Annotated in this window: 9 protein-coding genes and 1 pseudogene; 3 read left to right on the plus strand and 7 right to left on the minus strand. The window is 63.7% G+C overall.

The genetic code is table 11. The features are described from left to right. Window positions 1-395 precede the first annotated feature (395 nt). Window positions 396-2504, minus strand: a complete 2109-nt coding sequence (locus tag Q0071_RS18615) for a TonB-dependent siderophore receptor (protein ID WP_298173174.1) — start codon at window positions 2502-2504, stop codon at window positions 396-398. A gap of 344 nt (window positions 2505-2848) precedes the next feature. Between Q0071_RS18615 and Q0071_RS18620 the strand changes: the two genes are divergently transcribed. Then, on the plus strand, window positions 2849-4150 hold the full coding sequence (locus Q0071_RS18620) for a PepSY-associated TM helix domain-containing protein (RefSeq protein WP_298173177.1): 1302 nt from the start codon (window positions 2849-2851) through the stop codon (window positions 4148-4150). Between the two features lie 79 nt (window positions 4151-4229). Next, on the plus strand, window positions 4230-4550 hold the full coding sequence (locus Q0071_RS18625; protein ID WP_298173180.1) for a hypothetical protein: 321 nt from the start codon (window positions 4230-4232) through the stop codon (window positions 4548-4550). Between the two features lie 36 nt (window positions 4551-4586). On the opposite strand, the gene rlmJ is transcribed toward Q0071_RS18625, so the two are convergent. Continuing rightward, window positions 4587-5417 (minus strand): 23S rRNA (adenine(2030)-N(6))-methyltransferase RlmJ, encoded by an 831-nt coding sequence (rlmJ, locus tag Q0071_RS18630; RefSeq protein WP_298173183.1) that lies wholly within the window; start codon window positions 5415-5417, stop codon window positions 4587-4589. Between the two features lie 181 nt (window positions 5418-5598). Between rlmJ and Q0071_RS18635 the strand changes: the two genes are divergently transcribed. Beyond that, on the plus strand, window positions 5599-6027 hold the full coding sequence (locus Q0071_RS18635; protein ID WP_298173187.1) for a LysR family transcriptional regulator: 429 nt from the start codon (window positions 5599-5601) through the stop codon (window positions 6025-6027). Here Q0071_RS18635 and Q0071_RS18640 read toward each other — a convergent pair. From Q0071_RS18640 to Q0071_RS18660, 5 genes and pseudogenes are all read right to left on the minus strand, one after another. Beyond that, window positions 6011-6463 (minus strand): annotated as a pseudogene (locus tag Q0071_RS18640) (TonB-dependent receptor); the annotation flags it as partial. The gene Q0071_RS18635 and the pseudogene Q0071_RS18640 sit on opposite strands and share 17 nt — an antisense overlap. A gap of 240 nt (window positions 6464-6703) precedes the next feature. Continuing rightward, window positions 6704-7255, minus strand: a complete 552-nt coding sequence (locus tag Q0071_RS18645) for a hypothetical protein (protein ID WP_298173190.1) — start codon at window positions 7253-7255, stop codon at window positions 6704-6706. Next, complete coding sequence (locus Q0071_RS18650; RefSeq protein ID WP_298173193.1) at window positions 7252-7683, minus strand: CHRD domain-containing protein; 432 nt, start codon at window positions 7681-7683, stop codon at window positions 7252-7254. Before Q0071_RS18650 ends, Q0071_RS18645 begins: the two co-directional genes overlap by 4 nt. 292 nt (window positions 7684-7975) lie before the next feature. Next, complete coding sequence (locus tag Q0071_RS18655; protein WP_298173196.1) at window positions 7976-9133, minus strand: acyl-CoA dehydrogenase family protein; 1158 nt, start codon at window positions 9131-9133, stop codon at window positions 7976-7978. 209 nt (window positions 9134-9342) lie between these two features. Next, complete coding sequence (locus Q0071_RS18660; RefSeq protein ID WP_298173198.1) at window positions 9343-10563, minus strand: DUF3422 domain-containing protein; 1221 nt, start codon at window positions 10561-10563, stop codon at window positions 9343-9345. Window positions 10564-10724 lie beyond the last annotated feature (161 nt).

The raw sequence follows: 10724 nt of genomic DNA on the forward strand, positions 1-10724 counted from the left end.
CACGGCAGCCTCAGTCACCCCGATCCACACCAAAGCCCTTTTACCCATAGACCATTGGATGGGGCCCGCGGGTTCCTCCATGTCAGGATTCCGTACGCAAGCGCCCGAAATCCTTAGACGAAGCTGCCGTTTCCGTACGCATTGTTCAACGGCAGCTTCTTCGCCACAACCCGATAGTCGAGGGCTGCCAAACTGGCCTTACACTGCGACTCCAATTGGTCGGTTGCCGGCAGTGGCAGCTGACAGATGGAAATTGGTGAAAGTTGCATACCGCCTTTCGGCCATACTCGGCCGAACAGCCCGATGGCGTCATCGCAGCAGGTTGATACAAGCGGGATTGCACCGACGTCTTTATCTCCGAGTGAGAATGGAGGCAGAATGACAGTCTCCCATTCTCAATAGCGCACGGCCAATGTGCCGAGCACTGATCGCGGCGCACTGTAGAAGCCCTGATCATAATTGAGTGCGCCGAGGTACTTGGCGTTGGTAACATTCCTGACATTGGCGCTCACTGCAACGTGGTCGGTCAGCGCATAGCGGGCCAGCAGGTCGAGCACTGCGTAACCGTTCTGCGTGATCCGGATCGGCAGACCCGTCGTGGTCGATACCGCGCCGGGTTCGAGATAGAACCGGCTCTGATATTGGAACGACGCGCCGAGCTTGAGCGCAGGCAGGGACGGCGGCGCATAAGTGACGTTCAGCCGCGCGGTATTGCGCGGCACGAACGTGCGCACCGGCTCGCCGTTTTCACCGCGCACCCGCATAACTGTGTAGCCGCCCGTAGCCTGCAGCCCGGGCGCAAGCTGGCCGCCGAATTCGAGCTCAACGCCCTGCGACGTGGCATCGACACCGCGGTAGATCGTGCGCCCGAGGACCGGGTCAAAGCCTGCGGCTTCGGCGGTATTCTTCTGCCGTGCCTGGAAGATCGCCGCGCTCGCATTGAGCCGCCCGCCCAGCCACTCACCCTTGAAGCCTGCCTCGATGTTGTCGCCCTCGATCGGTTTGAGAAGCTGGTTGCTGGCATCGAACTGGGTCTGCGGATTGAAGATCGTCGCATAGCTCGCATAGGCGCTAATGTTGGCGGTGAGATCCATGGTTGCACCAACAAACGGCAGGAGTCGCTTGCGATCGTAGTTGGTCGGCGTGCCATAGGACGTGCCCTCGCTGAAGGCGCGGGTATAGTTGGCACCGAGCATGATCTTGAGCGGGTCGGCAAGGTTCAGCCGGACGAGGCCATACGCGGTTTCCCGGCGTGTATGGGTATCAAGGCTGGGGGTATAGGGAACCGGGAAATTCGGCAGCGGGAAAGTGCCGCCGAACGCAGTGGCCAGTGGCAGGCCAACACCAATGGTGGCGAAGTCGTAGCTTGATGCCTGACGATATTGCTGGGCGCTGCGATTGACCCCCAGCATCACATCGTGGGCACGGCCAAACAAGCCGAGCTTGCCCGAGACATAGGCATCAAGCGTCAGGTTGCGTCCCTCTGCCTTGAACGCGCCGGGGTAGCTGAAGATGCCGTTTCCGGTGGTGCGATCCGGATTGCCATAGACGTAGAACAGCTTGTCGTTCTCGCTCACCGCGCGGCGGACCGCGCTGATCTTGCCGGTCCAGCTGCCGCCGAACTGGTGGGTGATATCGCCAAAGATCTGCCGGTCTATCACGTTCCAGCCAGCCCAATCGGGGCCAGTGTTGGTGGAGCGGTCATGATCGATCCGCGTGCCATCGGTGTAGTAGAGCGGCAGGCCCCCCCACATCGCACCATGCGTCTGGTGGTCCTGATGCCCGTAGCCAGCGCTCACGGTGGTCTGGGTGCCGAGATCCGCTTCGACAATGCCATAGCCGGTCCAGCGGCGCAGGTGATACCGATCAAGGTAGCTGTCGGTATCGAGATAGGCACCCACCGCGCGCGCACGAATGCTGCCGCTGGGGGTCAGCGGAATGCTGATATCACCATCGACCCGGCGATTGTCGAACGAGCCGTATTGCGCGGATGCCGATGCCTGAAACGTCTTGGCCGGACGTTTGCGCACGAAGTTGATCACTGCCGAAGGATTGCCCGTCGACGATAGAAGGCCAGGCGCGCCGCGCACGACTTCGATGTGGTCATAGATCGCGGTGTCGATGGAACCGGTCTGGATTTCGAAAGCAAACGGCAGGCCGATGCCATCGATCTGGAATGTCTGGATGTCGAAGCCGCGTGCGGAATAGTAAAAACGGTCGGTTTCCTGCGTCTGCACATTGATGCCCGGCACTGTGGCCAGCAACGCATTGGCATCGTTGAGCTGAAAATCCTCGATCTGCGCGCGGGTCACCACGCTCACCGATTGGGGCGTTTCGCGCTGGCTGAGCGGCATCCGCGTTGCCGTGGTTTGCGACTTGGTTGCATAATCCTCGCTTCCTTCAGTGCGCTGCCCGATCACGACAATATCCGACCGCTGCGGATCGTTGGTCGTTTCTTCGGCGGGGGCGGATGCGGCTGCAGCCAGTGCAAGGATCAGGGACATCGGAAAGGAGGCTCCTCGGGTGGGGAAGATTGCCCCCTAGTCTCCTTCTTTCATTATTGCAACCGATTCGCATTATCAAATATTGTAGTTTAGCGAACCGCGCTAAAGAATGCCCGCATTTCCCTGCGTAGCGGGCGCACTTTCATAAAAGTCAGGCCACCCGTCCCGCATTGCGGATGGCACGCCACGCTGGAAATGAGAGACTTAAAATAAGAACGCGTCGCAATAGCATTGACCAATCACCCCGCTAGTGCCACCTGCACGACAGAGATGCGAATCGTTCTCATTAGACGACCCGCCGCGTTGCTTACCCCAGTGGCCAACCAAGATCGTAAGGATCGCCGATGACCCTTCGCCCACTATTCGGTCTACTCCACCGTTGGGTGGGCCTCGTGATTGCGGGGTTCCTGATTGTTTCGGGGGTCACGGGGGCGATTATCTCGTGGGATCACGAACTGGATGACCTGCTCAATCCGCAGCTGATGGAGGCGCGCAGTTCTGGGCCTGCACTTTCTGCCCTCGCGTTGGCAGCGCGGGTGGAAGCGGCTGACCCGCGCGTGCGGGTAACTTCGTTCGCGCTGGTTCCCGAGCCAGGCGCGACGCTGACCTTCGGAGTAGACGCCAAGCGCGATCCGGCGGCCGGTCGGCAGTTCGAGCCGGGCTACAATCAGGTCTTCCTCGATCCTGCGACCGGGGCCGAGCAGGGCCGGCGCAACTGGGGCGCGGTATGGCCCGTCACGCGCGAAAACCTCGTGTCGTTCCTCTACGTGCTGCACTACAGCCTGCACATTCCCGAGATGTGGGGGATCAACCGATGGGGCGTTTGGCTGATGGGCATCGTCGCGGTGCTCTGGACGATTGACAGCTTCGTGGGCTTCTACCTGACGCTGCCGTCGCGATCGAAGGCACCCGCGGCTGGGGGCAAATCATTCTGGCAGCGCTGGCGGCCAGCTTGGCGGATCAAGCGCTCGGGCAGTGCGTTCCGCATCAACTTCGACATTCACCGCGCCTTCGGACTGTGGCTGTGGGGCCTGCTGTTCATGCTGGCATTCACCGCGTTTTCGCTGAACCTCTATAGCGAGGTGTTCTATCCGGTTTTGTCGCGGGTCTCGACAGTAACGCCAACTCCGTTCGACACGCGCGTGCCCGCTGCTCTGGATGCGCCGATCGTGCCGAAACTCGGCTTTGCACCGATCCTTGAAAAGGCGGCTGATGAAGGCCGGGCACGGCGCTGGGCCGCACCGGTGGGCAGCGTCTTCTATGCGCAGGCATACGGTATCTACGGCGTGGCGTTTCACGAACCCGGCGGCGATCATGGTGCGGCAGGCGTGGGACCACCCTATCTGTACTATGACGGTGCGGACGGTCGGCTGCTTGGCGACCGCCAACCTTGGAAGGGCACCACCGCCGACATCTTCGTGCAGGCACAGTTTCCGCTGCACTCGGGCCGGATCCTTGGGCTGCCGGGACGCATCCTGATCTCGGCCATGGGGTTGGTGGTGGCGGCGCTGAGTGTGACCGGCCTGGTGATCTGGTGGCGCAAGCGGGCCGCGCGAAACGGCCGGCGCGTACGCCGGCGCGGTTCAAGTCCAAGCGGTGCGGGCCTCGCGCTTCGCCGTCCGATTTCAGTCAATCCAACTGAATGATTTCCACCGCACGATCCGACACCGCAAAAGGCTGTCAAACGACGATCAAATCATGGTTGTCGGCGCAGGTGCTGCCCGCATGTTCAAGGATATGCCCACGGCCGGTTTTGGCATGAGCCGACACCCAAGCATCCGCAGAAGAATGACCGGGTCTGGTCGCAAGCGGCCTTATCTCCATCGAGTTTCCATTGGTCAGCTTGCGCGGTATGAAACTGCGGGCTCGGTTTACCTCACCGATCAGCGGTTGATTGCTTGGCCGACCGAGGCTTTGAGCAAGCCGACGGCAGAGGATGCAAATGTTCCCGGGATGCAAGGGCGGTGGCCCTTGCCCGCCGGAGGCTTTTTCTTTTGGCTAGCTGGTGGTTTGGCGCGCTGGATTGCTTCGCTTTGCTCGCGATGACGAGGGGTGGTGAGCAGGATGGTCGGCGCGGTTGGTTCAATGGCTTAGCCAATCGGCGGCGATTTCGCCCTTGTGGCCTTCGGGCGCGAGGGCGGTGCGCAGGGATTGGAGGAGGGGCGGCAGGGATTGCGTGAAGGCGTAGGGCGGGTTGATGATGAACAGGCCCGCGCCGTTGTAGATGCCGGGTTGGTCGCTATCGTAGAGCCAGTGCTCCACCCACAGCAGTTTCGGGATGCCGAGCCTGCGCAGTTGCTCCTTCCAGCGTTGATGCGCGGCGCGGTCTTTCAGGGGATACCAGATCACGGTTACGCCGTGCGCCCATTTGCGGTGCGCGGCGGCGAGGGTGGCGGTGATGCGGGCGCGTTCGTCGGTCTGCTCGTAGGGCGGATCGACCACGACCACGCCGCGCGGGGTGCGGGGCGGCAGCATCGCCAGCCAGAACTCGTAGGCGTCGCGTTCATGCACGGCGGCGGGGGTGCCGCGCATCGCGACGCGCAGGGTGTGGGCGTCCTCGGGGTGCTTTTCGTTGAGGATCAGGAGATCCTGCGGGCGGAGAAGCTGCGCCAGAATCCGGGGCGAGCCGGGATAAAGGTGCGGCTCGGCCCCGGAATTCACGGCTTCCACGGCAGCGCGGTAGTCGATGAGCAAGGGGCTGGGATCGGCGAAGGCCCGCAGCACGCCTTGCGCGGCTTCGCCGGTGCGGCCGGCTTCATCACCTTGCAGATCATAGAGCCCGCAGCCGGCATGGGTATCGATCAGGGTCAGCGCGCTCTCTTTTTGCTGCAGGGCGCACACGAGGGCGATGAGCAGGCTGTGCTTCACGACATCGGCGCTGTTGCCGGCATGGAAGGAATGGCGATAATTCATGGCAACTAAAAATCCTGACGATCTGCCGTGATGCGGCCGGCCCGCCCGCGATGGCCGGGTGCGCGGCGATGGAAGCAACCAAAGAGGTGCTCGTATCGAACCGGGCGGAAACCTTCAAAGCCCTTCTGCGCGCTGGTTCATTCCTTGTGGACTGGCAGGCGGGGCGGGCTAGTATGGCGCCATGGCATCGCCGCTTCCCCTCAAGCTCAAGCTCCAGATCCTGTGCGGCGATGAAGTTGCCATGGGGCCGGGCAAGGCCGATCTGCTGGAGGCGATTGCGCAGCACCATTCGATCTCGGCCGCGGGGCGGGCGATGGGGATGAGCTATCGGCGGACCTGGCTGCTGGTCGATGCGATGAACCGGTGCTGGCAGGGGCCGCTGGTTGCCACGACGCCCGGAAACCAGAAGGCCGGGGCGCAGCTCACGCCGCTGGGCGAGGCGATCCTTGCGCAGTATCGCGCGTTGCAGGACGAGGTGGAGCAGGTGAGCACGCAGCGGCTGACCGCGCTGGTCGACCAGTTGCTGCTGCCCTCCCCCCGCCCGCAGCGGCATCGTGACAAGCAGGAGGGCGACAAGCAGGAGGGGGACGAACCTAGCGCCGGAGCCTGAGCGTGACGCCAACAGTGCGCGGATCGCTCGGCGTGCCGAGGATCAGCCCGGAGTTGCCGGCCTGAATGGTGAGGTTCTGGATGTAGTTCGCCCCCAGCAGATTGCGCGCGAACACGGCGATGTCCCAGCCCTTGCCGTCCGCATCCTCGCGCCGGTAGCCGATGCTGGCGTTGGTGAGGTTGTAGCCTTCGATCCAGGTGTAGCGTGAGAGGGTGGGATCGCCGAAATAGCCGCTGCGCCAGTTGCTATCGGCCTCAACCCCCTTCACGCGCACTTCAGGGATATTGGAGAGGTAGCCGCGCAGGGCGACGGTCTGGCTGGAATCGACGACGGTTGCCTGAAAATCGCGGACCGTGGTGTGGTAGGCGGCGAGGTTGAGGGTGAGGCGGCGGTTCCAGATCTCGGCCTCGATGCCGGCTTCCCAGGTCGTGTTGCGCTCGGGCCGGACGACGGCGGCGGCGAGAGCGGGCTGGTTCGCGGGATCAGCATCGCGATCCCAGGGTCCGCAAGTTCAGGAGCGGAGCGGACTGCGAAGCTTGGCCGCGGGGTTGCCGAATGCCTTGGTCCGGACTGCCGAGCGCGGTCGGCGAGGAGGCTTGCTTAGGGGAATGAGCCAGACTTCGCGGCACCCCGTTCACGCCGCCGCGGGGTGTCGAGCGCGGCAAATCAGACTGGCTTATGGCTCGTCGAGATCGCACCTTCCATCGCGATCGAGCCACACGGCGACCGTCAGTCCTCGTTCGTTCACCAAGACTGATCGGGCGCGATGAGTCCTTCTACTCACCAAGGTCAGGGCCGGCCACGCATTGGTCCCGCTCCAGCATTCGCTGAGGACCTCACCCTTGATCGGACGGATAAAGAGTCTGTCGACAATGCGCTCGCTTTCGACACCGCCTGTAGTGTTGCGCTCCACTGGTTCGGTCTTCACGACCCAAATGCCCTTTTCTCCAGCGCGCGAAAATACGCCAAAGCAGCAGCCAAGCGCGTCGGAGGGAACATCAGCGGGCGCATTCTCTGGCAGCCAAAGCCCGCCGCCCGCCCACTCCCAACCCGACACCATAGTGCCGGAATGCCCCCGAAAGACTGTTCCGACGCCGGGGCCGATATCTGCCGATTCAGCAGCCAGAGCGGGATACGAATAGCCGAGCAAAAGCAGCGCGCCAGACAGGCACTTGCGGAATGCTGGGATGGAACCGGATGCGGTTCGGCATCGATTCCGGTAGCTCACCCCTTGGCGAGCTGTCCGCGTACGGCACCACCGGGGAAGTCTGCATTGTGGATGTTCACATAGTAGCCAGCCGGATTGGCGATGATCGGCTTCAGTTTGTCGGGCTCGACCGCGATGCACATGTCGCTGCCCTTGCCGGTGACGTCCATCGTGATGACCGGAGCACCGTTGGCATCGGCGGCGCCGGTGTGGACGTGAGCCATCGTCGGCGCGGCAATCTTTTCGCCGTAGAGCGTGTAGCAGAAATCGCCGGTATCGGTGTTGATCTCCACACGGAAGGCGCCGTTGCCTTCGGGCGCGCCGCCTCCCACTTCGTTGGCGCCGGAAAGGTTCGCCGTGAGGACCACCGTTTCAGCGGATGCGGCCACGGGGGCGAGCGCGAGCGCGGCGGCGCATGAGCTGAAGATCAGGGCGGGAAGCTTGGTCATCGCATCTTCTCCATGCAGGGCTGCGCGGCCAAAGCCTTCAGACTCGGGGCTTGTTTCCGCGCGCGAGGGGAGATTACGCCTTGTGGACGGGGGTGCAAGGTTTGGTGGCCTGCGGGATTGTAAGGAGTTCTCGCAGAGATCGGAAAGGAGAAAGAGGGCGCAGAGAAGCCGTGCCTCGATTCCGCGTCAGCGGCTACAACGCGAGCGAACCATTGAGATTTGCACGGCTTTGCCGCAGGCCCCTTCGTCTTCGCACCCTCTGCTTCCTCTGCGATCTCTGCGAGCCCCCCAATCAGAAGCTCTTCGGCAGGCCCAGAACGTGCGTCGCCACATGGCTGAGGATGAGGTTCGAGGAGATCGGCGCGACCTGATAGAGGCGGGTTTCGCGGAACTTGCGCTCGATGTCGTATTCCTCGGCAAAGCCGAAGCCGCCGTGGGTCTGCACGCACATGTCCGCTGCGAACCACGAGGCTTCGGAGGCGAGGAGCTTGGCCATGTTCGCCTCGGTGCCGGCGCCCTCTCCCGCGTCGAACTTCGCGGCGGCGTCTGCCACCATCTGTGCGGCGGCAGTGGTCTGGATATAAGCGCGGGCGATGGGGAACTGGACGCCCTGGTTCTGGCCGATGGGGCGGCCGAAGACGCTGCGGTCCTTGGCATAGGCGCTGGCGCGATCGATGAAGAAGCGCGCGTCGCCGATGCATTCCGACGCAATGAGGATACGTTCGGCGTTCATGCCGGAGAGGATATAGCGGAAGCCCTCGCCTTCCTTGCCGATGAGGTTTTCGGCGGGGACGGAGAGATCATCAAAGAACAGCTCGGTCGTCGCGTGGTTGAGCATGGTGCGGATGGGGCGGATGGTGAGGCCCTTGCCGACGGCTTCGCGCATATCGACTAGGAGGACGCTCATGCCCTCGGTGGACTTGGCGCATTCCTCGCGCGGCGTGGTGCGGACCAGCAGGACCATGAGATCGGAATGTTCGGCGCGGCTGATCCAGATCTTCTGGCCGTTGACCACGTAGCGGTCGCCATCCTTGCGGGCGAACGTGGTGAGGCGCGTGGTATCGGTGCCGCTGGTGGGTTCGGTGACGCCGAAGGCCTGGAGGCGCAGATCTCCGCGCGCGATGGCGGGGAGGTAGCGGTCCTTCTGTTCTTCTGAGCCGTGACGCAGGAGGGTGCCCATCGTGTACATCTGCGCGTGGGCCGCGCCGCCGTTGCAACCGGAGCGGTGGACTTCCTCGAGCACCGCCGTCGCCGCCGCGAGGCCGAGGCCGGAACCGCCGTAAGCCTCGGGAATGAGGACGGAGAGCCAGCCTTCCTGCGCCAGCGTCGTCACGAATTCGGTGGGATACTTCCGGTCACGGTCGAGCGCTTGCCAGTAGCTGCCGGGGAACCGCGCACAAAGCTTGCGCACGCCTTCGCGCAAGTCTGCAAAGGTTTCTTCTTCCGCCATGTCCCTCTCCACCGAAGCGCTTGTGCGGGATGGCTATTGCCTGCCTTTTGCGCGCCGTAAAGCGGGGCTTGAGGTGCAAATGTGTTAGTGGCCGGAACTCTCTTCGTCACCCCGGGCTTGACCCGGGGTCCCGCTTTTGGTCCCGCGCCGGCGAAACGAAGCGGGACCCCGGATCAAGTCCGGGGTGACGATAAGGTGAGGCGATTCCGTCAGTGTGCGCCGAGGCGGTGCCGTTCGCGGCGCAGGTAGACGTAGAGCATGATGAAGACGGGGACGATGACGAGCGCGGCGAAGATATCGTGCTCGACGTGGACGCCAAAGAGCGCGAGGCCGCCGCTGAGATAGGCGAGCAGCGAGACGGCATAGTAGGTGATCGCGACGGTTGAGAAACCTTCGACGAGATGCTGGAGGCGCAGCTGGGTGCGGGTGGCGCTTTCGAGCGATTTGAGGAGCTGGGCGTTCTGATCCTCGATCCGCGTCTCGATCCGGGTGCGCAGCAGCGAGGTGAGCTGGGCGGAGCGTTCGGCGAGTTCCTGCTGGCGGCGCACGACGGTCTCGCACGTGCGGATCGCGGGATAGAAGCGGCGCTGGGTGAAATCGGCGAGGCTGGCAAAGCCCGGTATGGCGACGGGCGCGAGTGTGGCGAGGCGTTCGTCCACCAGCCGCGCATAGGCGGCGGTGGCGCTCAGGCGGTAGCGCGAATCGCTGGCGATGGTGCCAAGCTCGAGGCTCATGGCGCAGAGCGCGTCGAGCAGTTCGTTGTCCGAAGTCTCGTCCGAATCGAGCTTGCGTCCAAAGGCGCGCAGTTCCTCCTCTGCGGCATCGAGTTTGCTCCAGCAGGCCCGGGCGACGGGGAGGCCGAGGAGCGCCATGTTGCGATAGTTGCCGAGCTCCTGCAGCGACTGGACGGCGCGGGCGAGATCGACCGGGCCAAGCTGGCCGGCAGCGACGACGAGGCGGCCATAGCCTTCGTCCTTGATGCGGAAATCGGATGAAAGCCGCGCGCCGCCACCGAAGTCGCAGCAGACAAGCTCGGCGGGATCGATCTCGAACTCGGCCATGCGCGCGGCGGCAGCGGCGGCATCGGCTTCGATATCGATCAGCGTGGCGCGCAGCACTTCGCCCGGCGCGCCTTCCGCCCAGGCACGGGCTTCGGCGAGGAGCGGGGCATCGGGGCTCGCGAAGACGGTGAGCGTGGTCGCCTCGCTGTGGCGCTCCCACGTGAACAGGAGGCCTTCCGCAAGGATGCCCTGCATGTGGCGCTGGCCCGGTTCGGCGGCAAATGCGGGGCCGCCGCGGAAGGGCGGCAGACCTTCGGAAGGGCCGAGACGCAGGATCTGCACGATCCGCATCGGCGGCGTGATGGGCGGCCAGCGCCGCAGATGCATCTCGCCGACAATCTCGCGCCGCAGCCGGTGCTCGTTCAACATGGCCTCAGGCACTCCCGTCCGGCGCCGCTCCGCGCCTCGGCCATAGTCTTTCACAGCACACTTGCCGTTACAACCCGCATAGTCCAGATTGGTTGACACTATGAACCGCTTCCCCTTCTCCGCCATCGTCGCGCAAGACGAAATGAAGCAGGCCCTGCTGC

It is taken from the genome of Novosphingobium sp. (assembly GCF_027486195.1).
In the GTDB taxonomy this organism is placed as follows: Bacteria; Pseudomonadota; Alphaproteobacteria; order Sphingomonadales; family Sphingomonadaceae; genus Novosphingobium.

Excerpts from the sequence above, each read along its gene's own strand:
- Q0071_RS18615 (WP_298173174.1), bottom strand. The coding sequence starts at position 2,504 with ATGTCCCTGATCCTTGCACTGGCTGCAGCCGCATCCGCCCCCGCCGAA.
- Q0071_RS18620 (WP_298173177.1), top strand. The coding sequence starts at position 2,849 with ATGACCCTTCGCCCACTATTCGGTCTACTCCACCGTTGGGTGGGCCTC.
- Q0071_RS18625 (WP_298173180.1), top strand. The coding sequence starts at position 4,230 with ATGTTCAAGGATATGCCCACGGCCGGTTTTGGCATGAGCCGACACCCA.
- rlmJ (WP_298173183.1), bottom strand. The coding sequence starts at position 5,417 with ATGAATTATCGCCATTCCTTCCATGCCGGCAACAGCGCCGATGTCGTG.
- Q0071_RS18635 (WP_298173187.1), top strand. The coding sequence starts at position 5,599 with ATGGCATCGCCGCTTCCCCTCAAGCTCAAGCTCCAGATCCTGTGCGGC.
- Q0071_RS18650 (WP_298173193.1), bottom strand. The coding sequence starts at position 7,683 with ATGACCAAGCTTCCCGCCCTGATCTTCAGCTCATGCGCCGCCGCGCTC.
- Q0071_RS18655 (WP_298173196.1), bottom strand. The coding sequence starts at position 9,133 with ATGGCGGAAGAAGAAACCTTTGCAGACTTGCGCGAAGGCGTGCGCAAG.
- Q0071_RS18660 (WP_298173198.1), bottom strand. The coding sequence starts at position 10,563 with ATGTTGAACGAGCACCGGCTGCGGCGCGAGATTGTCGGCGAGATGCAT.